The following is a 21389-nucleotide window of genomic DNA, read 5'->3' as shown; positions in this document are numbered from 1 at the left end:
TCCCGGACGCGTTCCGCCCCCACTGTCCCGCCCGGGGCCCTATCCTTCGCCGGCCATCTGAGCCCTGCTGCCCGCATGCTGCTGCCCGAACCCGGCCACCCGAGCCCTGCTGCCCGACCCGACCGGTTCAGGCGAGCGGCGGCAGGATGTCGCAGAGCGCGGCGAGCGCCGCCGGGTAGGCGTGGTCGGGCGGCGTGGCGTAGCCCACGACCAGGCCGTCCGCGGCCGGCATGGCCTCCGGCCCGATCCCCGGGTGCCGGTAGTCGGCGAGCCCGTCGAGGGCCAGGCCCCGGTAGGAGGCGGCCTGGAGCACCGAGCGCTCGGTGCCGGGCTCCAGCCGCAGGACGGCGTGCAGCCCGGCCGCGATGCCGGAGACCCCGATGTGCGGGGCGCTCGCCGCCAGGGCGGCCACCAGGTGGTCGCGGCGCTCCCGATAGCGGCGGCGCATCCGCCGCACGTGCCGGTCGTAGCCGCCGGAGTCGATCAGCTCGGCCAGGGTCAGCTGGTCCAACGCGCTGGCCCAGCCCTCGCGTTCACCCTTGGCGGCGAGCACCCGGTCGACCAGGTGGTCCGGCAGCACCATCCAGCCGAGCCGGATCGCGGGCGACAGGCTCTTGCTGACGGAGCCGAGGTAGACCACCCGCTCGGGGTCGAGCCCCTGGACGGCGCCGACCGGCTGGCGGTCGTAGCGGAACTCGCCGTCGTAGTCGTCCTCCAGGATCAGTCCGCCGCGCCCGCGCGCCCAGTCGACCACGGCGGCGCGTCGGGCCGCATGCAGCGGCCCGCCGGTCGGGAACTGGTGGGCGGGGGTGAGCAGGACCGTCCGGACGTCCTGGTGGTGCGCCAACTCGTCGACGTGGGCGCCGTGATCGTCGATCGGCAGCGGCACGGTGGCGACCCCGGCGGTGGCCAGCAGCCCTCGGTGGAACCCCAGCCCGTACGCCTCGACGGCCAGCCGCCCGTTCGTCTCGGGCGGCAGGACGGGCGCCCCGCCGTCGAACAGCAGCCGCAGTGCGTGGGCGAAGCCGGAGCAGACCACGATCCGGTCCGGGTCGGCGCGCACCCCGCGGGCGCGGGCCAGGTAGTCGGCGAGGACGGTGCGCAGCTCGCGCCGCCCCTGCGGATCGCCGGGCCCGAAGGCCTCGTGCGGCGCCGTGGTGAGGGCCCGGCGGGCGGCGGCCAGCCAGGCGGTACGCGGGAAGGACGCGGCGTCCGGCTGGCCCTGGCGCAGGTCGTGCACGGGCCCGGGCCGTACCGAGGGCCGGCGGGCCCGGGTCGGCGGGACGGGCTCGGCGCGCTCGGCCACGGCGGTGCCGGAGCCCTGACGAGCGGTCAGCCAACCCTCCGCGACGAGTTCGGCGTACGCCTCGGCGGCGGTGTTGCGGGCCAGGCCGAGGTCGGCGGCGAGCGCGCGGTACGGCGGCAGCCGGGTTCCGGGGGCGAGCCGGCCGCTGCGGATCGCCTCGCGCAGGGCCGCCATCAGCGCGGCGCGGCGGCCGCCACCGGCGGGAAGGTCGAGGTGCAGGTCGCTGCCGGTCGGGTGGGCGGGCCCGGTGGGGTGCGCGCCCGGCGTTTCCGTCATGGTCACGCACCCTACCCGCCGCCACCCGGCCGCCCGCCGGGCGGCCCGGACCGGCCCACGCCCCACCCCTCCGATCGCGCCGATCGCGCCCTACGGCACGACGGTGACCGGCCAGCGGCCCGACTTCACCAGCCGCACGGCCACCGAGCCGATCACCCGGTGTCCGGCCTGCTCGGAGGCGCCGACCACGACGGCGTCGGCCCGCAGCTCGTCCGCGAGCTTGGCCAGCCCCGCATAGGGGTCGCCACGCACGGTGAGGAAGCGCCATTCCACCCGCCACACCTCCCGCACCCGGTGCTCGGCCTCGCGCAGCGCGACCAGCAGTTCGTCGGCGATCTCCTGGGTGGTCTCCTCCACTGCGACCCCGGCCAGGGCGGTGGCGGCGGCGAGGACGGGCTGGACGTACGCGACCGCGAGGGCGGCGCCCTGCCTGCGGGCCAGTCCGGCGGCGTACGCGATGGCGCGCCAGGAGGAGTCGGAGCCGTCCAGCCCCGCCAGGATCACCTTGGGCCCGTCGGTCCCCAGCTCGAAGCCCGCGGGGGCGACCGCCGCCCCGGGTTCGTCGGCGCCGCCGACGGCCTCCACATCCTCTGCATCGCTCTCGTTGCTCATGGCCCTGAGGCTATGCCCGCCACTGCGAGTGGGTGGCGGGGGCACTCCCGGTGAGGGCTGTGGCGCGCGCCACCCGGAGCGCCGACCGGCGCGGCGATTTCGGCACCGAAGGCGGGCAGTTCGTCACGCGCTGTCGACCATGTGGGCGGCCTCACACGGCTCTCCACGTGACGGGGGCCACTCCGCCAGGAGGTTTGATCTTGAAAATATGGTCAAATCGGGCGAAATAGGGACATTTTCTTGATTCTTACGACCGGTAACGGCCTCCCGACGTGCTTAAACCTTCGATTCCTTGAAACCCCCGCAATCGCCCCCGTACCTTCGAACTCGTTGCACCGAGCTACCAGCTCCCACCGGGTCTCACCGCCCAGGAGCGGGACCGGTGCCGGACCACGCGAGCGACGTGTCCCCGAAACCAACAGCCTTCCGAGGGCCTGGTTCCGCATGCTCGCAAACCCCTCCGAGAGGATCCCCATGACCTTCCGCAACGAGACCGCCGCTGTCACCGCCACCGCCACCCCGAAGCGCCGCAGCCGCGCCCGGATGGCGCTGATGGCCGGGGCGATCACCGCCCTGCCGGTGGCCGGCCTCGTCGCGGCGACCAGCGCCTCCGCCGCGCCGGCCACGGTCTGGGACAAGGTCGCCGCGTGCGAGGCGACCGGTAACTGGGCCGTCGACTCCGGCAACGGCTTCTACGGCGGCCTGCAGTTCACCTCCAGCACCTGGGCCGCCTTCGGCGGCACCGCGTACGCCCCGCAGGCCCACCAGGCCACCAAGGACCAGCAGATCGCCGTCGGCGAGAAGGTGCTCGCCGCCCAGGGCCCCGGCGCCTGGCCGATCTGCTCCGTCAAGGCCGGCCTGGGCAAGTAAGACCGACCGGCACCCCGACGCCGCCGTACCCCTGAACAGGGGTGCGGCGGCGCCGTCGTGTCCGCGGACCGGCCCCGCCCGCACCCTGCCGCCGGAAAACCGGTCGCGGCCGCGCGGCCGGGTGTGGCAGCGTGCGCCGGGTCCTGCCCACCGTCCGTACGCCCGTACCCGCGCCCAGGAGCCGCCCGATGACGCTGCCGCCCCGACTCGTCCCCCTGCTGTCGGAGTTCGACTTCGCCCGGACCCGCCTCACCGAACGGCTGGCCGGTCCGACCCTGGACAGCGGCAACGGCACCCGGGTGGCCGTCACGCCACTCACGGACGAGGAGTACCGGTGGGAACCGGTGCCCGGCTGCTGGTCGGTGCGGCGGCACGCGGACGGGCCCGGCGAGGGCGCCACGCAGCTGGTCGGCGGCGGCGAGTGGGGACGGGACGGCGCGGGCTACCCGCCCCCGGAGCCCGCCCGGTTCACCACCCTGGCGTGGCGGCTGAGCCACCTCACCGAGATGTTGCTGCTGCGCGCCGACCACGCGGGCGGCAGTCGCTCGCTCACCAGGGACGACTACCGGGCGAGCGGCGACGCGCGGTCCGCGATCGCCGCCTTCGACGCTGCGGCCACCGCCTGGCGGGCGGCCGTGCTGGCCGCGGACGACGCCACGTTGGACACCGTCGGGCACTGCGGCTACCCGTACGGCGGCGACGCGGAGGAGCCGTTCTGGGAGATCGTCTGGTGGGTCAACCAGGAACTGCTGCACCACGGCGCCGAGATCGCCCTGCTGCGCGACCTCTACCGCTGGTCGCCGGAACTCTGACCGTCGGTCAGCTTTCGACGGGGCGGGGTGGCAGCGGCAGCGGCAGCGGCAGCGCGGGCAGGCCGTCGATGCTGGTGCCGACGTACTGCTTGCCCTCGCAGTAGGCGCTGAACTCCTCCTCGCCCTTGCGGTCGAAGAACTGCGCGTGCAGGTCGCGGTCGGCCCGGTAGTCCATCAGCGGGACGGCGAACCCGCAGGAGTCGCTGACCCGTTCGGCCTTCACCAGCACGATCGCGCGCAGCCCCGACCCGTCGGCGTCCGGCGCGAAGCGGCCCAGCAGTCCGGCGAAGCGCGGGTCGTCGCGGAACACCGGCTCGCCCCGGCCGTGCACCCGCACCACGGTCGGCGGGCCGTCGAAGGCGCACCACATCAGCGTGATCCGGCCGTTCTCCCGGAGGTGGGCGATGGTCTCGGCGGTGGATCCGCCGAAGTCGAGGTAGGCGAGGGTGAGTTCGTCGATCACCACGAGCGTGCCGGAGCGGCCCTTGGGCGAGACGTTGACGTGCCCGTCGGCGGCGAGGGGCGCGGTCGCGACGAAGTAGACGGGCTGCCGTTCGATGAATGCGCGCAGCCGGCCGTCGATGCTCTCGTACTGCTTTCCCATGTCCGCCAGTGTGCCCCCATCTCGCCTGGCAAGAAAGGATGATCCACCTGCCGAGACGAGGATCGACCCATCCGGGCGCCCGCAGGATGGCTCGCGCACAGGCCACCTGCCCATCCTGCCAGGGGAGTCGAGACAGCTCAGGACGTCCTCGCCGCGACCGCCGCGGAACGGCGAAACCCTCCGGCAGACGCGCCTGGCGTCGATACTGGGAACGTGACGACGGAAGCCCCCGACGCGGCCGATGCCGCTGCCGGCCCGGTCGACGAAGCCGTCCGCGCCCGGCCCGCGACGGCGCTGCGCCCGTACGTGGCCTGGTACTCCGGGTACCGCCAGCGCGGCATCCCGCCCGCCGTGCACCGCGGCCTGCCGTCCCCGTACCTGACCTTCATCCTCACCCTGGACGAGCCGCTGGTCATCGCCGGGATCGACGTCCCGGCGGAGGAGGTACTGGGACGGCTCGTCCCGCGCCTGCAGGAGCAACTGCAGTCCGCGCGCACCTGGTCCGAGCGGTTCGCCGCGCTGGACGGGGTCCTGCTGCGGGCCGCCCGCCCGTCCGGGCAGGTGCCGCCGGAGGTCGGCTGGGCCTGGCGGGCGCTGCGGCGCAGCGGCGGCGCCCTGCCGGTGGCAGCACTGGCCCGGGAGACCGGTTGGAGCACCCGGCACCTGCAGGATCGGTTCCGCCGGGAGATCGGCCTGACCCCGAAGGCCGCCGCCCGGGTGATCCGCTTCGACCGGGCCCGCCATCTGCTGGCCACCACGCCTCCGCCCCGGCTCACGGACCTGGCCGTCCGCTGCGGGTACTTCGACCAGGCGCACCTGGCCCGCGAGTTCCGCGCACTGGCCGGGGCCGCGCCGAGCGCGTGGCTGGCGGCGGAGGGGCCCGGATCACCAGCGCGCTGCACGAGACGGACTACGGCTCGCGCGACTTCGCCGCCGCCGACCCGGAGGGCAACCACTGGTACTTCGGCACCTACCCGGGCGCGCCCCGGCCCGCCGCCCCCGTACAGGGGTGAGCGGGCGCCCCCGCCGTCGCCCGGGCAGACTGGCTGCGGGGGCCGCAGGCTTCGGAGAGGGCTCATGCCGCAGCTCACGGTGGACGGGCGCACCCTCGCGCTCTCCCACCTCGACAAGGTGTACTACCCGCGCACCGGCACCCTCAAGGGCGAGGTGCTGCGCTACTACGCCGCCGTGCACGACGCCCTCCTCCCCCACCTGCGCGACCGCCCGGTGTCCTTCCTGCGCTGCCCCGACGGCGTCGAGGGCGAGGTGTTCATCGCCAAGAACCCGCCCGCCGGCACCCCGAGCTGGGTACGCACCGTCGAGGTGCCGAGCAGCGTCGGCGACCTGCGCCAGGTGGTCCTCGACGACGGCGCCGCCCTGCTCTGGGCCGCCAACCTGGGCTGTCTGGAGCTGCACGTCCCGCAGTGGCACGCGGCCGCGCCCGGGCTCGCCGACCGCCTCGTCCTGGACCTCGACCCCGGCGAGGGCGCGTCCGTCCTCACCTGCCGCACCGTCGCGGTACTGCTGCGCGAGCGGCTCGCGGCGGACGGCCTGACGGCCTGGGTGAAGACCTCCGGCGCCAAGGGCCTGCATCTGCTGGCCCCGATCGAGCCCACGCCCAGCGCCCGGGTCAGCGCCTACGCGAAGGCGCTCGCCGCCGCGCTGGAGGCCGACCACCCGGACCTGGTCGTGCACACCATGGCGAAGGCCCGGCGGGCCGGCCGGGTGCTGGTCGACTGGTCGCAGAACCACGCCAGGAAGACCACCGCCGCGCCGTACACCCTCCGGGCCCGGCCGTTGCCGACGGTCTCCACCCCGCTCTCCTGGGCCGAGCTGGAGCGCGCCCGCGCCGTGGACGACCTGGTCCTCACCCTCTCCGAGGTACCGGACCGGCTGGCCGCCCACGGTGACCTGTTCGCCCCGCTGCTGGACCCGGAGCAGGCCCGGCCGCTCCCGGCCGGGCCTGCCGCCTCGGCGAAACCGCCGGAGCGGCCCCGCCAGGTGCTCCGCCCGCCGGTCGAGGTGATGCGCCCGGCCGCCGTCACCGCCGTCCCGCCGTCCGACGGCCTGGGCGGCGCAGGCGTGCAGTACGAGCTGAAGCTGGACGGCTTCCGCTGCGTGGCCTTCGCCCGTGGCGACCGCCCGCCCTTCCTCCAGTCCCGCACCGGCCGCGACCTCGCCCCCGAGTTCCCGCCGATCGCCGCCGCCGTCGCCCGGCTGCCCGAGGGGCTGGTGCTGGACGCCGAACTCGTCGCCTGGCGGGCCGGCCGGTTCGCCTTCGGGGAGCTCCTGCGCACCCGCCGGGCCCGGGGCGCCGCCCCGGACGTCGCCCTCGGTCTGATCGCCTTCGACCTGCTCGCCCTGCCCGGCCGAGACGTGCGCGGGCTGCCGCTCGCCGACCGCCGCCGCCTGCTGCTCGCCGCCCTCGCCGACGTCCCGCCGCCGATCCAGCCGGTACTGGCCACCACCGACCGGGCGGAGGCGCTGGAGTGGATGGCGGGCCTCGCCGACACCGGCGTCGAGGGCCTGGTCTGCAAGGCCGCCGGCTCCCCTTACCGCCCGCGCGGCACCGGGCACCCCTGGGTCAAGTACCGGCGCGGCGACACCCTCGACGCCGCCGTCCGTGCCCTCACCGGCCCGGCCGCCCACCCGCACGCCCTCGTCCTCGAACTCGACGACGGCCGGGTGTTCCTGACCACCCCCCGGCTCACCCCGGTCCAGGCCCGCGAGGTCGCCGAGGCCGCCGGCACCCTCCTCGGCCCGCCCGCCACCGACCCCGACCACGGCCCGGTCCACCCCCTCACCACCCCCCTGCGCGCCGAACTCACCCTCACCGGCCGCCCGCCCACCGCCACCTTCGTCCGCCTCCGCGGCGACTGAGCACCCCCGGCTGACCGCCCTTGGCGGGCACACGCGGTGGTCACGCGCGGCGGGCACACGCGGCGGGCCGGAGCGGCCGAGATCCGCGCGGCGCCGGAGCCCCCGGGGGTCGGCCCGCTGCCGCCGCCCGCCTCAACTCCGGGACCGGGTAACGGGGTAGCCGGGTCACCGCTTCCGCTTGGCGGCGTGGGCGAAGACGGTGACCAGGGTGTCGTTGAAGAACGGGAGGTCGGCGGGTTTGCGGCTGGAGACGAGGGGACCCGGGCCGTCACGGCAGGTGTGGACCTCCTCGTCGACCCAGTTCGCTCCCGCGTTGCGCAGGTCGGTGCGCAGGCTGGGCCAGGAGGTGAGGGTGCGGCCGCGGACGGCGTCGGCCTCGATCAGGGTCCAGGCGGCGTGGCAGATCGCGGCGACCGGGCGGCCGGAGGCGCACCAGGCCCGGACGAAGGCGACCGCGGCCTCGTCCAACCGGAGGCGGTCGGGGTTCGCGACGCCGCCGGGCAGGATCAGACCGTCGAAGGAGGCGGCGTCCGCCTCGGCCACGACGGCGTCGACGGCGAACGTGTCGCCCGGGGTGTGTCCCCGGACGGCCTGGACGCGCCCGGGCGCAGTGGACAGCAGCCGCGGGGTGCCACCGGACTCCTCCACCGCCTGCCACGGCGAGGTCAGCTCGACCTGCTCGGCCCCGTACGGCGCGACCAGGAAGGCGATCGTGCGGCCGGTGAGCGTGGTGGACGGCCAGCCCATGGCTCAGCGCGGGCGCGGGTGGCGGCCGGCCAGGTCGACGGCGACGGGCGGGGCGGGGCTGAGCCGGGCGCGCGGACAGTCCAGGTGGACGATCAGCTCCAGGTGGTCGACCCGCGACACCAGGCCGACCGGGACGGACACCCGGGCGCCCGGCACCCAGGGCCCGGCGTCGACCAGCAGGTGGTCCCCGGTGTCCTGTTCGACCCGCCCGAGCGGGCCGTCGGTCGCCTGCACCTCGTACCCGGTCAGGTTCAGTTCGGCGGCGTGGTGGGGGCCCGGGCGGTACTCCCACAGGTCGGTGCTCATCATGCCTCCGGCCGGTCCCAGGGGCGGCGTTCGCGGCGCTCGTCCCGATCGGAGGGCCCGAAACCGCGTTCGTCTCCGTCCCGCCCTGCGTCTCCCTCGTCTCCCCGGCCCTCGCCCCGTCCCGCGCCCCGGCGGCGCAGCAGGGCCGAGGTGGCGACCGCGACCGCCACCGAGGCCGCCCAGACCACCCCGAGGCCGGTCAGCACCCCGGTGGTCGGGGTCCGCGCGCCGACACTGAGGCAGATCGCCGCCATCACCAGCGCGGTCACCACCACCCCGGCGGACACCCGCCGCCCCACGCCCCGCAGCACGCCTCGGACCCGGCTCGGCCGCTTGGCACCCATCGTGCTCAACTTCCGGTCGAGGCGCGTGTCCTGGCGCAGATCTGACTCGATCTCCGCAAGGAGCCGCCGCTCCCATCCGCTCAACGCGGGTCCGTCCATCTCGGTCACCTCCGACACTTCCGGTGACGTGCTCGCACCCGGCGGTTGCCCGGTACGGGCCGGCGCCAACCGCTCAGGGGCCGCCGGTTCCGGCGCCCACGGGGCCGAAGGCCCGGGGCCGGGCCAGCAGGCTGTCGTCCAGGACCCGCATCAGGGCGTCGACGTCGCGGTGGACCTCGACCGCGCCCGCCGCCCACAGCTCCGGACCGGCCTCCGCACCGGCCGCCACGGCGACGCACGGTACCCCGACCCGCCGCGCCGCCAGCACCTCACGCACACTCCCGGCCACCGCCACGGCGTGCGACGGCGTGCCGCCGACCAGCTCCAGCGCGGCCCGCAGCGGGTCGCTCCCGGGGGCGGCCACGGTCAGGGCGGGCGCCCCGCCCGGCCCCGGGCCGGTCAGGACGACCGTCCAGCCCCGGGCGGCGCACTCGCGCAGCAACTCGGCGGAACCGGTCGACGCAGACCGCCAATCGACACCGAAGAGAGCTGCCGAGACCACCGTCATGGCCCACCGCTTTCGTTCCCAGGCCACGCGCCGTACGCGCCCTTCCAGGTTAGGCCGCTCCCCCGCCCCGCGCGCAGCCTGCCGCCCAGGAACCTCCCGGGGCTCGGAAAACCCGCTTGGCCCCCGTCGGCGGGCCGCGATACTCCGACTGTCCGCGATCAGGGGGAGCACGTATGGCGGTGTTCGCGTGTGCGGGGTGCGGCGCCGTGGCCGTACCGCTGGACGCCGAGGTGTGGACGTACCTGGCCTTCCCCGAGCCGACGCAGGCCGTCCGCCTGCCCGAGGGGGTCGAACGCGACGACCCGCTGCCGCTGCGGCCGCCGTCGCTGTTCGAACCCGACCGGGCACTGCTCCGCCACCGGCTGGCCCGCCTGCCGGCCGTCCTACAGCCGTGGCTGCGCGCGATCCACGACCGGCTCGGGGGCTACGGCTAGCCTCACCCGTCGTGTGCGACGCCGATGCGACCGAGCACCGCGGCGGCGCCGTCCTCCGCGGCGATGTGGTGCGCGAGTTCGACCGCTCGCCGTCGGTGGCCCGGCTCGGCCGTGCAGGCGGTGATCGCCGTACCGAGGGCTTCGGCGGTGAGTTCGTGGAACGGCAGCGGTCGCGGGGCGACTCCGAGGCGGTGCAACCGGTCCGCCCAGTACGGCTGGTCCGCCATGACGGGTACCGCCACGGCGGGTACCCCGGCGCGCAGTCCGGCCGCGGTGGTGCCCGCCCCGGCGTGGTGGACGACGGCGCTCGTCCGCGGGAACAGCCAGTCGTGGGGGAGGTCACCGATGGCCAGGACGTCGTCGCCGACCGCGCTCAGTCCTGCCCACCCCGCCTGTACCACCGCGCGCACCTTCGCCCGGGCGGCCGCCGCCACCACCAGCTCGGCCAGTCGTTCCCCCTGACCCGGTGCCATGCTGCCGAACCCGATGAACACGGGGGCCGGGCCGGCCTGGAGGAAGTCGACCAGCTCGGCCGGTGGCCGCCAACCGTGCGGGCGGGCGGGCCACCAGTAGCCCGTCACCTCGACCTCGGACGGCCAGTCCGCCGGGCGCGGTACCACCAGCGGACTGAAGCCGTGGAAGACCGGCCGGATCTCCCCTGCCCGTGCCTGCGACGCGGCGGTGGGCAGCCCGAGCCGGGCGCGCAGCCGCGTCAGGAGCCCGTCCTGGAGCGCTCCGGCCCGGGCCAGCAGCGCCCGGCCCGCGGCGACGTTGCCCTCCGGTCCCAGGTCGTCGCCGTCCGGCATGCCGGGCAGCGGGAACTCCCGCGTGGCGAAGGCCGGTGCGAGGTAGGTACCGATGACGGGGACGCCGACGGCCTCGCCGGCCGCCTGGCTGAACGATGCGGGGCCGAACGCGGTGAGCACCAGGTCGGTGCCGTCCGCCACGGCCGCCACCACGCCGTCGGCGAGCTGGCCCAGGAACTCCGTCGTCGCCGCGCGCACCTCCTCCGGCGACGACGCCCGGGTCCTGGCGCGGATCAGTTCGTACGGGTCGCCCGGCAGTGACCGATGGTCGAGGCCACACCCACCGACGAGCGAGGCGAAGGGCGGGTGCGTGGCCACGGTGACTCGGTGGCCGACGTCCAGCAGGCGGCGTCCCAGGCCGGTGAAGGGTGCGACGTCCCCTCGCGAACCGGCGGTGACGATCAGAATCCGCATGTGATGATCCTCCTCGGCGAGTGCCGCCCCGAAGCGCACTGGAGGGCGGCGGTCGCCGTGGACGCTAACGGCTCCTGCGCGGGGGAGGTTCAACCGGCTGTGATGCACGACACGCAAGCGCACGGCACACAGGGCGGGGACACGGTGGGCATCGGCGAGCTGGCCGCACGCACCGGGCTGCCCGTGAAGACCATCCGCTACTACTCCGACATCGGGCTGCTGCCCGAGAGCGGACGCAGTCCCGGCGGCCACCGCAGGTACGGCACGGACGCGCTGTCGCGGCTCCGGCTGATCCAGCGCCTCCGCGCACTCGACACCCCGATCGCCGCGATCGCCGCGGTGATGACGGGGGAGCACGCCCTGGCCGACCTCGTCACCCGCGAACTGGACACCGTTCGGGTGCAGTTGCGAGGGCTGACGTGGCGCCAGGGAGCGCTGCGGGCCCTGGACGACTGCCCCGAGCCGGAACGGCTGCGCCGCCTGGCCCTGCTCGCCGAGGTGGGCAGCCCGGACGAGACCCACGACCGCCTGGTCCGTTACTGGCACTGGGCACTCCCGGCCGGCCTGCCGCGCCGCCTGGCCCAGGCCGTCATCGAAGGCGCGGTGCCCGAACCACCGGCCAGCCCGACGAGCACCACCGTCCTCGCCTACGCCGAACTCCACGCCCTGGCCACCGGAGACGGCCGACGCCGCCAACCGCAGAGCCGACAGGTCGGCGATGTCGCGTCGTTCTACGCCGGCATCATGGACGCCTGCGCACTGGCCGCCGAGGACCTGGCCTCCGGCAGCCCGGCCGGGGGCGCCGAGGCGCTCGGCCACTTCGTGCGCACGTACGCCCGCATCGGCGGACACGAGGACAACCCGGCGTTCCGCACCCACCTCCGCACCCGGTTCCGCGACTCCGCGCATCCCGGCTCGTTTCCGCTGCGCTACTGGCGGCACGCCCTCACCGTCACCGGCGAGGCCCCGCCGCAATCCATCGCCACCGGCCCCGGACGCTTCGCCGCTCCCCTCGCGGCCCTGCACCAGCAGGTCACCGGCCTCCCCCTGGCTGCGGACCACCCGCCTGGGCCGTGAACCGTGATCCCCCTGCCGGCCCCCGAGAGCTCAGTCCATGGCCGATCGTCAGTCATGCGCCGGGCCCCCGGCGACCGGCATTCGGACCTCACCCCGCCGAGGACGTCGTCGCCACCAGGTTGGAGCTGGCCCCCGGAGCGCTGTTTCCCACCGCGCCGGTGTGACGCCCCGGCGGCCTGGCTAGGCTGAACGCATGACTGACGCAGCGGGACGGGTCGAGCCGTCCGGGGTGTGGGCCACAGCCGTGGGCGTGGCCCGGGTGCGGGCCATGGAGACGGCACGCGAGCAGCCGCTGTTCCGGGACCCGCTGGCGCTGGCCTTCGCCACGGCCGGCGGGAGAGGCCCCGGGACGCCGCCGCCCCCGCGCACGGACGAGGCGGCGCGGCGCCGCTGGCTCGGTGTGGCCTTCTCGATCGTCATCCGGACGAAGTTCCTGGACGACCTGTTGGACCGGGCGGTCGCGTCCGGCGTCCGGCAGGTCGTGCTGCTCGGAGCCGGGATGGACAGCAGGGCCTTCCGGATGGACTGGCCTACGGGGACCCGGCTGTTCGAGGTCGACACGGCCGAACCGCTGGACTTCAAGGCCTCGGTGCTGTGTCAGGAGCGGGCCGTTCCGCGCTGCGAGCGGATCACCGTCCCGGTCGACCTGCGCGAGGACTGGCCCGGCGCCCTGGCCGCGGCCGGGCACGATCCGGCGCAGCCGACGGTGTGGATCGCCGAGGGACTGCTGATCTACCTGCCCGAGGACGCGGTGCAGTCGCTGCTCGAACGGGTCGGCGCGCTGTCCGCGGCAAGCAGCAGGATGGGCCTGACCCTGGGCTCGCGCGGTGTGGTCGAACGCTTCCGCGGGGACGCCGCTCCGGGATCGGCAGCGTCGATGTGGGTCTGGGAGATACCGGACGACCCGGTCGGCTGGCTGGACGGCCTCGGCTGGGAGGCGGAGACCTTCACCCTGCGTGAGCGCGCCGAGGCCTACGGGCGTCCGGTGCCCACCCCGCCGCAGCAGGACGAGGGCCCCGGCGGACTGGTCTCGGCGGTGCGCGCCGCGCACTGAGCACGACGAAGGCCGGTCCCCGCGCGTGGCGACGGCCTTGTCCGGTTCAGGGCGCCGGGTGGCGCGGGTGGAGATCCTCTCGGAGAAGTCGCTCGTATTCCGGTCCTCCCCCTCCACCGCGCCGCTCCGCAGCAGAGCGAACGGCCCACCGGGGCCCGGCAGGATCCGCCGGACAGGCCCGAGGGTCTGTCCGGTACTAACCCTCGTCCGGGTCGGTGGCGAGGCGGGCGTGGAGGTGTTCGTCGACGTAGTCGCCGTCGACGTAGCGGTAGGAGGCCCGCAGGGTGCCCTCGTACGGGAAGCCGCTACGGACGGCGACCCGGCAGGAGGCGTCGTTGTCGACGTCGTGGCAGAGCTCGATGCGGCGGACGTCGGCGGTGGTGACGCCCCAGCGGGTGACGGCGATGGTGGCGCGGGTGGCGATGCCCCGGCCCCGGGCGGTGGGGAGCAGCCAGTAGCCGACCATGGCGAGGCCGTCCGCCTGGTTGGTCCAGAGCAGGGCGACGTTGCCGAGGAGGGTTCCGTCGGCGGCGTCGGTGATCGCGAAGGCCGCCGTGGTCCCGTCGGCCCAGCCGGTGTCGCAGCGGTCGAGGTAGGCCTCGGCGGCGGCGGGGTCGGCGGCGCGCAAGGGGTTCCAGCGGGCGATCTCCCGGTCCGCCGAGGCCGCCGTCAGGGCGGGGACGGTGCCGCCGGGCAGGTCGAGGGCCCTCCCCCAGGGGCGCAGCAGGACGTCGTCCAGGTCGAGGGTGGCTGGGTGGAAGACCCGCCGGTCGGTGGAGGTCTCGGTAGCACTCATCCGGCCTTCGTACCCCGCCCGCTCCGGCGCCCGCCAGCGAATTTCCCCGCGCGGGAGGACCCCGACCCGAGCGGACCGCCCCCGACACCGTCACCGCCCCGGCGCGACCCGCCCGACCAGGTGGAGCAGCCGGTCCAGGGCGTCCTTGGAGTTGGGTTCGGTGAGGTTGACCATCAGCCGGAACGCCACCTTCAGCAGCGCCGGGTGCCCGAGCCCCGCGGCGCCGGCGGCGCCGAGCAGTCGGGGCCGGCCGAGCAGGTCGGCGGCGAGGCGGCCGAGCGCGAAGTAGCCGGCGTAGGCGGAGCGCAGGGCCTGCGGGTAGGCGCGCAGGGCGAGTTCGCGACCCCGGTCGGTCCGGCGGGCGAGGGCTTGGACGATGGTCTCGGCGGCGTAGCGGCCGGACTCCATGGCGTAGGCGATGCCCTCGCCGGTACCCGGGCTGACCGTGCCGCCGGCGTCGCCGATGAGCAACAGGCCGTCGGCGTAGTGGGGTCGGCGGTTGAGGCCCATGGGCAGGGCGGAGCCGCGGACGGGTTCGGTGACGGCGTCGGGGCTGTAGCCGTACCCCGGCGGCAGGCCCTCGCACCAGCGGCGGAGCAGGTCCCGCCAGTCGAGGTCGATGTCGGCGGTGTCGAGGACGCCGAGGCCGACGTTGGCGGTGCCGTCGCCCATGCCGAACACCCAGGCGTAGCCGGGCAGCAGGCGCCGGGCGGGGTCGGTCGGGTCGCGCAGGTCGAGCCAGGCCTCCAGGTAGCGGTCCTCGTGCCGGGGGGTGGTGAAGTAGGTGCGGTAGGCGACGCCCATGGCGCGGTCGGTGCGGCGGTAGCGCTTCATCGCGACGGAGAGGCGGGTGGAGTTGCCGTCGGCGGCGACGACGACCGGGGCCCGGTAGCTGACGGGTCGGCGCTCGTCGCCGAGTTTCGCGGTGACGCCGGTGATCCGGCCGGTCCGCTCGTCCACCAACGGGCCTGCCACGTTGGCCCGTTCGACCAGTCGGGCACCGGCCGAGGCGGCCCGGCGGGCGAGCAGTTCGTCGAAGTCGGCGCGCCGCCGGACGAGTCCGTAGCCGGGGAAGGCCGACAGCTCGGGCCAGTCGAACTCCAGCGCGCGCCGGCCGGCGATCAGCCGCAGCCCCTGGTTGTGCAGCCAGCCGGCCTGTTCGGAGACGTCGATGCCGAGGTCGGTCAACTGCTTGACGGCGCGCGGGGTGAGGCCGTCCCCGCAGACCTTCTCGCGCGGGAACGCGGACTTCTCCAGCAGCAGGACGTCCAGGCCGGTGCGGGCGAGGTGGTAGGCGGCGGTGGAGCCGGCCGGACCGGCGCCGACCACGATGACGTCGGCGCTCTCCTCGGGCCGGGCGGGCCGGGGGCCCCGGTCGCCGTCTGCGGGCACCTGCTGCTCTGGGCCGGGCATCACGCACTCCCACGGGTCGGATCGGCTGCGAGCCCGCCGGAGCCGGGAGGGCCCGGAGGGACTCGAACTGACACGGACTGACACGGACGGGTTCCTGCGGACCCGCCGAACTGGGCCGTCCGAGACGGACGATAGAGAACCACGGCGCCCGCCCGCCGCCCCGACACGCGGGCCCGTCCCGATGACCGGTCAATACCGGCCACCGGGGCGGGCGCCGGGCGCCGCCGGGTCAGAGCCCGCCGTTGACCACCGCGCTGGAGACGGCGCCCGGGCCGACGTTCCACTTGGCGAGGATCTTGTCGTACGTACCGCCGCGGATCACCTGGTCGAGGGCCTTGGAGATCACGTCCCGCAGTTCGGGTGCGTCCTTGGCGACGGTGATGCCGTACGGCCCGGACTGCAGGAAGCGGGTGTTGGCGAGCTGGAACCGGCCGGCCCGCTCCGGGGTGGTGGTGTCGCACTGCGCGACCGGGTAGTCGTTCAGGTCGGCGATCGCGGTGCCGTCGGCCACCTCGGCGAGCGCCTGGTCGTCGGTGTCGAAGCGGTGGACCTGGAGTTCCTTGCCGGTGCGCGGGCAGGCGCCCTGCTGCCGGGTGGCGAACTCGTCCTGCAGGGTGCCGCGCTGGACGGCGACGGTGCGGCCGCAGAGGCTCTCGACGGTGGTGAGCGGCACCTGGTTGCCGGCCTTGACGACCATCGACGTGCCGGTGGTGAAGTAGTCGACGAAGTCGACACCGGGGTCGACCTGGTGACCGTCGTCGGCGGCACCGAGCTGGCGCTGCTTGGTGTCGATGACGGCGGACATCGCCAGGTCGACCCGCTTGGCCCGGACGGCCGGGATGAGCTGGTCGAAGGGCAGGTCGGTGAACTGGACGCGCAGGCCGAGGTAGTCGCCGACGGCGGCGGCGATCTCGGGGTCGAGGCCGGCGGGCTTGGCGTCGCTGTCCCGGAAGTCGACCGGCGGGTAGTGGAGGTACGAGCCGATCTTCAGCGCGCCGGCCGCCCTGATCGCGCCGGGGACGCGGGCGCGCAGGTCGGCCTGGCTGTCGGAGGTGTCGGTCGCGGCCCCGCCGCAGCCGGTCAGCAGCAGTGCGCCGACGCCGAGCAGCGCGGGGGCGCGCAGCCCGAACGCGGGGGCGGGGGCCGGGTGGGCAGGGTTGAGGGTGCGGTGCATCGCGATGCGTCTTCTTCGCAGTGAGAGTGCGGGCAGGGAGACGCCGCGCCGGAGTGGCTGCCGGGGTACGCAGCGCGGACCTCGTCGCCGTGTGCCCGGATCGGGCCGCCCAGGGGTACGGGGGCGGCCGGTCGGCGGAGGTCCGCCGTCGGGGGCGGTCGGGGGACATCCTCGCACCCCGCGCCGCGCGGCCGGTCGGCGGGCCGTGCGTCGACGCGTGGCCACCGGGAACCGCTCCGGGAAGCACCGAGCCCCGGTCCTCGACGGCACCGTCGAGGACCGGGGCTCCCTCAGCCTGCTACGGCCGGAACGCCGTCGCCGGTTCACCTCAGGGGTTCACCGCCAGCACCACGTACGCGGCCAGGACCGCGAGGTGCACCGCGCCCTGCAGCGGGGTGGCCCGGCGCGGGATGACCGTCAGGGTGCCGAGCACGATGGTCAGGGTCAGCAGCACCATGTGCGCCGGGTCGAGGCCGAGGGAGAGCGGGCCGGAGAGCCAGGTGGAGGCGATGGCGACGGCCGGAATGGTCAGGCCGATGCTGGCGAGCGCCGAGCCGAGGGCCAGGTTGAGGCTGGTCTGCACCCGGTTACGCAGGGCCGCACGCAGCGCCGCGATGGTCTCCGGCAGCAGGACGAGCATGGCGATCACCACGCCGACGACGGAGGCCGGCAGTCCGGCCTCGTCCACCGCGGACTCGATGGTCGGCGAGACGCCCTTGGCGAGGCCGACCACCGAGACCAGGGCCACGCCGAGCAGCAGCAGGCTGAGCCAGGCGGCCTTGGCGGTCGGTGGCTCGGCGTGCTCCTCCTCGATGAGCCCTCGGCCCTCGACGGTGACCGACAGGAAGTAGTCCCGGTGCCGGAAGGTCAGGGTGGCCACGAACAGCCCGTACAGCACGAGCGAGGCGGTGGCCGCGAAGACGAGCTGGGTGGTGGAGAACTGCGGGCCCGGGGAGCTGGTGGTGAAGGTCGGCAGCACCAGGCTGAGGGTGGCGAGGGTGCCGATGCAGGCGAGCGCGGCGCCGGTGCCCTCGGCGTTGAAGTCGGCCGTCCGGTACTTGATCGCGGTGACGAGGATGGACAGGCCGAGGATGCCGTTGCAGGTGATCATCACGGCGGCGAACACCGTGTCCCGGGCGAGGGTCGCGGACTTGCTGCCGCCGTCGATCATCAGCGTCACGATCAGGGCGACCTCGATCACCGTGACCGCCACCGCGAGCACGAGCGATCCGAAGGGCTCCCCGACGCGGTGCGCGATCACCTCGGCGTGGTGCACGGCGGCGAGCACGGCTCCGGCCAGGAAGCAGGCGACGATGCCCACCACCCACCCCGGCAGGTCCCGGTGCCAGGTCAGGGCGAGGACGACGAACGACACCACCGGAACGACGACGGTCCATTGCGCGGTGGCCGCGCGGAGCTTCGTGATCATGCGGCCGAGCATCCCAGACCGGGGCCCGTCCACCCGGCTGCCCGCGCCGGGGTATGGACTGATGTGGCACAACTCATCCCGATATGGACGTTCACCCACCGTAGTCGGCAAGGTACCGAAGCACCTTGTCGACATGCGGGCGGACCCGCTCCGGGACGCCGCCGGTGTCCGCCACCGTCTTGTCACTGGTCCGGTAGGCGGCGGTGACCAGGGCCGGCAGATCGTGGCCGAAACCGCGGTGCTTGAGCTGCTGGTCAAGCCAGCAGACGTAGTTGCCCATCGCGGCGATCGCGTCGCCCGGGTCCAGGTAGGACGTGGGACCGTCGTGAGCGGCGGCCTTCGCCCAGGCCTCGAAGACGGCGGGCGTCCACATGGCGATGCCGTACTCGCCGGTGTCGGGATTGGCCGCGTTCGGGTCGAAGCCGCTCTCCGCCTTCAGCATGGCGGCCAGCAGCACCGGGGTGATCTCCGGCTCGGGGCAGCGCCGGGCGGCGGTCTCGATCATGCCCCGGTAGGCCACCGGGACGTCCGAGCCGGCCGGGATCGCACCGGGCGGCGGGGGCGCGGCCGGGTGGGCGGTCGGCCCGACCGCACCCGGGCCCGCGCCGTCCGGCTCGGGGGCACCGCTCAGGGCGAGGACGGTGGCGGTGCAGGCCAGCAGACAGGCGCCGGCCCGCAGCGCCGCGCGCCGGCGGCCGGGCGCACCGGCGGCGGCCCGGGCGACCAGTGCGGCGAGGTCGGTGCGGGCCCGCTCCTCCCGGCCGGGGGTCAGGCAGGCGGCGACCACGACCCGCCAGGGCCCGGGCAGCGTCTCGTCCAGCCGCAGCGGCGCCGCGCCGCGCGCGTAGGCCTGGGCGGCCAGCGAGCGGGCCCGGGCGGTGGCACCGAGGAACGGGTGCAGACCGCCGGTGAGCAGTTGGTGGGCGATCACTCCGAAGGCCCAGATGTCGGCGCTGGGCCGCAGGGCGACGCCGCGCGCCCCGGTGCGCTGGGACCACCACTCGGGCGGGACGTGGTCGGGCGAGCCGAGCGGCGGCGCGTAGGCGTGGGTGCCCTCCAGCTCGGCGGTGAGGCCGAAGTCCGCGATCTTGGCGGTGCCGTCGGGCATCAGCAGGATGTTGGCCGGTTTGAGATCCCCGTGCACCCAGCCGACCCGGTGCATGTGGGTGAGCCCGGCGCAGACCTCGGCGAGCACGCGTTCGGCGCCGGGCACCGGGGCGCCGGGGCGGGCGGCGGCGAGCACGTCCTGGAGGCTGCGGGCGGCGCGTTCCATCACCAGGGCGACGGCGCCGTCCAGGCCGGGGGCGGCCGGATCGTCGACGACCGTCACCGCGAGGGTGCGGATCAGGTGGGGGTGGTCGGCGCGGCGGCTGAAGCGCATCTCGCTGCGGGCGATCTGGGTCATGGTCCGGCGCTGGCCGGGGCTGAGCCGGGCGGGGCCGAGCAGCTTGACGGCGGCCGGGGTGCCGTCGGGGCCTTCGGCCGCGTACACGCTGCCCCAGGCGCCCGCGCCGAGGAAGGCGCCGGTGCGGTAGCCCGCCAGCGAGTAGCCGGGCGGGACCTCGAACGGCTTCTCCGGCGGCTGGTCAAAGGGCTGAGCGGGCCCCGGCGGGGGCCGGTCCGGATCCGGTGGCCGGTCGTGCTCCGGGTCGGCGGGCCTCACGTCCGGGCGACCGGGCGCCGGGGCGGGAGCAGGACCAGGTGCTCCTCCCGGACGAGGTCGAACCTCAGTGCCAGGGCGACGAGTTCCTCGCGCTTGCCGCCGCCCGGGCCGTCCTCGTACGGCTCGCGCAGCCGCAGTTTCGTCCACACCAGGTAGTCGATGTGGTAGTTGACCGCCGAGCGGGTCAAGCCGCGGCAGGAGGGCAGGGCGCGCAGCCGGGCCAGCACGTCGGTGACGCCGGGGACGGCGGCGGCGGAGGGCGAGCGCAGCCGGGGCTCGCAGAGCGCGAGCAGCACCAGGAAGTACTTGGCGGTCGGGTCGAGGGCGAACGGGCTGACGGTGCGTTCGCCCTCGGCGCCGCCGGACCGGCCCTCCAGGTAGGCGTGTTGCGGGGCGAAGACCTTGAACGAGGCGGGTTCGCCGAGGGCCGGCAGCAGCACCCGGGAGAACTCGAACGGGACGGGCGCGCCAAGCCGGCCGGGTGCCACCTTGACGTGCTCGCCCGCACCCTCCAGGTTCTCCACCACGTAGGTGGCGGAGGTGCTGAAGTTGGAGAGCCGCCAGTAGTCCTCGGCGGCGGTGACCTCCCCCGCGCGGCGGGACACGCCCTGGTCGGGCAGCGGGATGGGGACCGGCCGGCCCGGCTCGCCGCGTCCGAACACCGCGGCCTCGCCGGGACCCATCCGCAGCAGGCCGGGCGGTTCGCCGGACGCCACCACAGGCCTCCGGTCGGGCAGTTGCACGATGACCGTGTCCACGCAGACACCTCCGTGGTTCGGGGTCGATGCTATCCGCCCGATTCGCCCCGACGGCAGGTCGCCACCCGGACGAGTGAAGGAACGCGGCCGATCCGGCACGGGCCTCGCGGAGTTGCCGACCGCCGGACCGATCATCCGTCAGGCGCCCGCCCGACGTCCGCCAGACGGGCGCCGACGGGCGCCGAGCAACCGGAGCGGACGGTTGCACTACGTAACTGAACGATCACCATGAGTGTGACGCAACACACACTCGACATGTCCACGTTCTATGCAAGACTCATCTCAAGGAGTGAGATCCCCTTAATTTCCAAGGAGGTTCATATCATGCGCGCTCGGATCGCAGCTGTGATGATGGCGGTGGCAGGGATCGCAGGCCTGACGGCCGGACCGGCCGCGGCGGCCGCGGCGACGACCGAGAACGACACGGCGACCTGCGCCGCGGTGGTCAACACGCCGTGCATCTCCCACCAGCACGACGGCGAGGGCGTCTTCGGCGTCGCCCAGGTCTCGGCCGACCCGGGCCAGTTGACGGTGGTCCGGGTCGAGGTCCGGACACAGAAGGCCTGGGGCAGCCCGTGGGGGACGGTCGCCTCCGCCACCACCGTGCGACTCGGCTCCGCGAAGGCGGTCACCCCGCGCGTCGTCACCACCGACCTGCGGATGATCTGCGCCACCGCCGGCCCGGCGCTGGAGGCGACCCAGCAGGTCACCACCTGTACCAACCCGTTCTGACCGACTGGGTTCCGCGACGAGCACCGGGTCGTCAACGGCCACCCGGTCACCAACGGCCACCGGCTCGACAACGACCACCGGGCCGTCGCGGAACCTCACGGACCGGGTGAACCGGGGCGCCCGCGCCCCCGCTCCAGGGCCGGCCGCCACCGCACGGGGCGGCCGGCCCGTCGGCGTCCGAGCCCCCGCCGATCGGTGCCGGATCGGCGCCGGGCGGGCCGCCCGGAAGCCGGCCGGACGGCGCTGACCAGGCCCGGGTGGACCTGGGGCACCCG

The 21389-nt window shown here is 75.1% G+C and carries 21 protein-coding genes and 2 pseudogenes; 9 read left to right on the top strand and 14 right to left on the bottom strand.

Features of this window, described 5'->3' with window-relative positions:
• Window positions 1-127: 127 nt before the first annotated feature.
• Entirely contained in the window at window positions 128-1582 is a 1455-nt protein-coding gene (locus ACIO5E_RS11180) for a PLP-dependent aminotransferase family protein (protein WP_400666001.1), read from the bottom strand.
• 90 nt (window positions 1583-1672) lie between these two features.
• The gene (locus ACIO5E_RS11175) at window positions 1673-2194 is read right to left on the bottom strand and encodes a universal stress protein (protein WP_400665999.1); all 522 of its coding nucleotides are present in this window, start codon (window positions 2192-2194) and stop codon (window positions 1673-1675) included.
• A 474-nt stretch (window positions 2195-2668) separates the two neighbouring features.
• Here ACIO5E_RS11175 and ACIO5E_RS11170 point away from each other — a divergent pair, with 474 nt between their 5' ends.
• Together ACIO5E_RS11170 and ACIO5E_RS11165 are read left to right on the top strand one after the other, a co-directional pair.
• Window positions 2669-3064: a transglycosylase family protein gene (locus tag ACIO5E_RS11170; protein WP_400665997.1), complete on the top strand. Its 396-nt coding sequence runs from the start codon at window positions 2669-2671 to the stop codon at window positions 3062-3064.
• A gap of 188 nt (window positions 3065-3252) precedes the next feature.
• A complete protein-coding gene (locus ACIO5E_RS11165) occupies window positions 3253-3876 on the top strand; it encodes a DinB family protein (RefSeq protein ID WP_400665995.1) in 624 nt (207 codons plus the stop codon).
• A 7-nt stretch (window positions 3877-3883) separates the two neighbouring features.
• Here the strand turns inward: ACIO5E_RS11165 and ACIO5E_RS11160 are convergent, their stop codons facing one another.
• Window positions 3884-4480, bottom strand: coding sequence for a pyridoxamine 5'-phosphate oxidase family protein (locus ACIO5E_RS11160; protein WP_400665993.1), 597 nt, complete (start codon window positions 4478-4480; stop codon window positions 3884-3886).
• A 213-nt stretch (window positions 4481-4693) separates the two neighbouring features.
• Here ACIO5E_RS11160 and ACIO5E_RS11155 point away from each other — a divergent pair.
• The 3 genes and pseudogenes from ACIO5E_RS11155 to ACIO5E_RS11145 all read left to right on the top strand — a co-directional run.
• Window positions 4694-5335: pseudogene (locus ACIO5E_RS11155) on the top strand (helix-turn-helix domain-containing protein); the annotation flags it as partial.
• A gap of 222 nt (window positions 5336-5557) precedes the next feature.
• A pseudogene (ligD, locus tag ACIO5E_RS11150) lies at window positions 5558-6436 on the top strand (non-homologous end-joining DNA ligase); the annotation flags it as partial.
• Between the two features lie 69 nt (window positions 6437-6505).
• Window positions 6506-7360, top strand: coding sequence for a DNA ligase (locus tag ACIO5E_RS11145; protein WP_400666264.1), 855 nt, complete (start codon window positions 6506-6508; stop codon window positions 7358-7360).
• Between the two features lie 165 nt (window positions 7361-7525).
• Here ACIO5E_RS11145 and ACIO5E_RS11140 read toward each other — a convergent pair whose 3' ends face one another.
• The 4 genes from ACIO5E_RS11140 to ACIO5E_RS11125 form a co-directional block, all read right to left on the bottom strand.
• Window positions 7526-8107, bottom strand: coding sequence for a type 1 glutamine amidotransferase domain-containing protein (locus tag ACIO5E_RS11140; RefSeq protein WP_400665991.1), 582 nt, complete (start codon window positions 8105-8107; stop codon window positions 7526-7528).
• A 3-nt stretch (window positions 8108-8110) separates the two neighbouring features.
• A complete protein-coding gene (locus ACIO5E_RS11135) occupies window positions 8111-8413 on the bottom strand; it encodes a PRC-barrel domain containing protein (protein WP_400665989.1) in 303 nt (100 codons plus the stop codon).
• Window positions 8413-8856, bottom strand: a complete 444-nt coding sequence (locus ACIO5E_RS11130; protein WP_400665988.1) for a hypothetical protein — start codon at window positions 8854-8856, stop codon at window positions 8413-8415. Before ACIO5E_RS11130 ends, ACIO5E_RS11135 begins: the two co-directional genes overlap by 1 nt.
• 73 nt (window positions 8857-8929) lie before the next feature.
• Window positions 8930-9364: a hypothetical protein gene (locus tag ACIO5E_RS11125; RefSeq protein WP_400665986.1), complete on the bottom strand. Its 435-nt coding sequence runs from the start codon at window positions 9362-9364 to the stop codon at window positions 8930-8932.
• A 173-nt stretch (window positions 9365-9537) separates the two neighbouring features.
• Between ACIO5E_RS11125 and ACIO5E_RS11120 the strand changes: the two genes are divergently transcribed.
• Window positions 9538-9798 (top strand): hypothetical protein, encoded by a 261-nt coding sequence (locus ACIO5E_RS11120; protein ID WP_400665984.1) that lies wholly within the window; start codon window positions 9538-9540, stop codon window positions 9796-9798.
• A gap of 2 nt (window positions 9799-9800) precedes the next feature.
• Here the strand turns inward: ACIO5E_RS11120 and ACIO5E_RS11115 are convergent, their stop codons facing one another.
• Window positions 9801-11018 carry a glycosyltransferase gene (locus tag ACIO5E_RS11115; RefSeq protein ID WP_400665983.1) on the bottom strand — a complete coding sequence of 406 codons (1218 nt, stop codon included), beginning with the start codon at window positions 11016-11018 and terminating at the stop codon, window positions 9801-9803.
• Window positions 11019-11120: 102 nt separating this feature from the next.
• Here ACIO5E_RS11115 and ACIO5E_RS11110 point away from each other — a divergent pair, with 102 nt between their 5' ends.
• Window positions 11121-12095 (top strand): MerR family transcriptional regulator, encoded by a 975-nt coding sequence (locus ACIO5E_RS11110; protein WP_400665981.1) that lies wholly within the window; start codon window positions 11121-11123, stop codon window positions 12093-12095.
• A gap of 193 nt (window positions 12096-12288) precedes the next feature.
• On the top strand, window positions 12289-13149 hold the full coding sequence (locus ACIO5E_RS11105) for a class I SAM-dependent methyltransferase (protein ID WP_400665979.1): 861 nt from the start codon (window positions 12289-12291) through the stop codon (window positions 13147-13149).
• Between the two features lie 196 nt (window positions 13150-13345).
• Here ACIO5E_RS11105 and ACIO5E_RS11100 read toward each other — a convergent pair whose 3' ends face one another.
• From ACIO5E_RS11100 to ACIO5E_RS11075, 6 genes are all read right to left on the bottom strand, one after another.
• Window positions 13346-13945 carry a GNAT family N-acetyltransferase gene (locus tag ACIO5E_RS11100; protein ID WP_400665977.1) on the bottom strand — a complete coding sequence of 200 codons (600 nt, stop codon included), beginning with the start codon at window positions 13943-13945 and terminating at the stop codon, window positions 13346-13348.
• 90 nt (window positions 13946-14035) lie between these two features.
• A complete protein-coding gene (locus tag ACIO5E_RS11095; protein WP_400665975.1) occupies window positions 14036-15358 on the bottom strand; it encodes a geranylgeranyl reductase family protein in 1323 nt (440 codons plus the stop codon).
• Window positions 15359-15587: 229 nt separating this feature from the next.
• Complete coding sequence (locus ACIO5E_RS11090; RefSeq protein WP_400665973.1) at window positions 15588-16532, bottom strand: ABC transporter substrate-binding protein; 945 nt, start codon at window positions 16530-16532, stop codon at window positions 15588-15590.
• A gap of 328 nt (window positions 16533-16860) precedes the next feature.
• Window positions 16861-17961, bottom strand: a complete 1101-nt coding sequence (locus ACIO5E_RS11085) for a calcium:proton antiporter (protein WP_400665971.1) — start codon at window positions 17959-17961, stop codon at window positions 16861-16863.
• Window positions 17962-18052: 91 nt separating this feature from the next.
• Window positions 18053-19624 carry a serine/threonine-protein kinase gene (locus tag ACIO5E_RS11080; protein ID WP_400665969.1) on the bottom strand — a complete coding sequence of 524 codons (1572 nt, stop codon included), beginning with the start codon at window positions 19622-19624 and terminating at the stop codon, window positions 18053-18055.
• Window positions 19621-20382 (bottom strand): serine/threonine protein kinase, encoded by a 762-nt coding sequence (locus ACIO5E_RS11075; protein WP_400665967.1) that lies wholly within the window; start codon window positions 20380-20382, stop codon window positions 19621-19623. Before ACIO5E_RS11075 ends, ACIO5E_RS11080 begins: the two co-directional genes overlap by 4 nt.
• Before the next feature lie 324 nt (window positions 20383-20706).
• On the opposite strand from ACIO5E_RS11075, the gene ACIO5E_RS11070 reads away from it, so the two are divergent.
• Complete coding sequence (locus tag ACIO5E_RS11070) at window positions 20707-21114, top strand: hypothetical protein (protein ID WP_400665965.1); 408 nt, start codon at window positions 20707-20709, stop codon at window positions 21112-21114.
• The last annotated feature ends 275 nt before the right edge of the window (window positions 21115-21389 follow it).

It is taken from the genome of Kitasatospora sp. NPDC087314 (assembly GCF_044744365.1).
Taxonomy (GTDB): domain Bacteria; phylum Actinomycetota; class Actinomycetes; order Streptomycetales; family Streptomycetaceae; genus Kitasatospora.
Note: the sequence above shows the minus strand (reverse complement) of the source record. Positions and strands in the feature narration are given on the sequence as shown.

Bases quoted from the DNA above. Each gene is read 5' to 3' on its own strand.
- ACIO5E_RS11160 (WP_400665993.1), bottom strand. From the start codon at position 4,480: ATGGGAAAGCAGTACGAGAGCATCGACGGCCGGCTGCGCGCATTCATC.
- ACIO5E_RS11130 (WP_400665988.1), bottom strand. From the start codon at position 8,856: ATGGACGGACCCGCGTTGAGCGGATGGGAGCGGCGGCTCCTTGCGGAG.
- ACIO5E_RS11180 (WP_400666001.1), bottom strand. From the start codon at position 1,582: ATGACGGAAACGCCGGGCGCGCACCCCACCGGGCCCGCCCACCCGACC.
- ACIO5E_RS11100 (WP_400665977.1), bottom strand. From the start codon at position 13,945: ATGAGTGCTACCGAGACCTCCACCGACCGGCGGGTCTTCCACCCAGCC.
- ACIO5E_RS11175 (WP_400665999.1), bottom strand. From the start codon at position 2,194: ATGAGCAACGAGAGCGATGCAGAGGATGTGGAGGCCGTCGGCGGCGCC.
- ACIO5E_RS11095 (WP_400665975.1), bottom strand. From the start codon at position 15,358: ATGCCCGGCCCAGAGCAGCAGGTGCCCGCAGACGGCGACCGGGGCCCC.
- ACIO5E_RS11090 (WP_400665973.1), bottom strand. From the start codon at position 16,532: ATGCACCGCACCCTCAACCCTGCCCACCCGGCCCCCGCCCCCGCGTTC.
- ACIO5E_RS11110 (WP_400665981.1), top strand. From the start codon at position 11,121: ATGCACGACACGCAAGCGCACGGCACACAGGGCGGGGACACGGTGGGC.
- ACIO5E_RS11070 (WP_400665965.1), top strand. From the start codon at position 20,707: ATGCGCGCTCGGATCGCAGCTGTGATGATGGCGGTGGCAGGGATCGCA.
- ACIO5E_RS11085 (WP_400665971.1), bottom strand. From the start codon at position 17,961: ATGATCACGAAGCTCCGCGCGGCCACCGCGCAATGGACCGTCGTCGTT.
- ACIO5E_RS11115 (WP_400665983.1), bottom strand. From the start codon at position 11,018: ATGCGGATTCTGATCGTCACCGCCGGTTCGCGAGGGGACGTCGCACCC.
- ACIO5E_RS11165 (WP_400665995.1), top strand. From the start codon at position 3,253: ATGACGCTGCCGCCCCGACTCGTCCCCCTGCTGTCGGAGTTCGACTTC.
- ACIO5E_RS11125 (WP_400665986.1), bottom strand. From the start codon at position 9,364: ATGACGGTGGTCTCGGCAGCTCTCTTCGGTGTCGATTGGCGGTCTGCG.
- ACIO5E_RS11105 (WP_400665979.1), top strand. From the start codon at position 12,289: ATGACTGACGCAGCGGGACGGGTCGAGCCGTCCGGGGTGTGGGCCACA.
- ACIO5E_RS11135 (WP_400665989.1), bottom strand. From the start codon at position 8,413: ATGAGCACCGACCTGTGGGAGTACCGCCCGGGCCCCCACCACGCCGCC.
- ACIO5E_RS11145 (WP_400666264.1), top strand. From the start codon at position 6,506: ATGCGCCCGGCCGCCGTCACCGCCGTCCCGCCGTCCGACGGCCTGGGC.
- ACIO5E_RS11120 (WP_400665984.1), top strand. From the start codon at position 9,538: ATGGCGGTGTTCGCGTGTGCGGGGTGCGGCGCCGTGGCCGTACCGCTG.
- ACIO5E_RS11140 (WP_400665991.1), bottom strand. From the start codon at position 8,107: ATGGGCTGGCCGTCCACCACGCTCACCGGCCGCACGATCGCCTTCCTG.
- ACIO5E_RS11170 (WP_400665997.1), top strand. From the start codon at position 2,669: ATGACCTTCCGCAACGAGACCGCCGCTGTCACCGCCACCGCCACCCCG.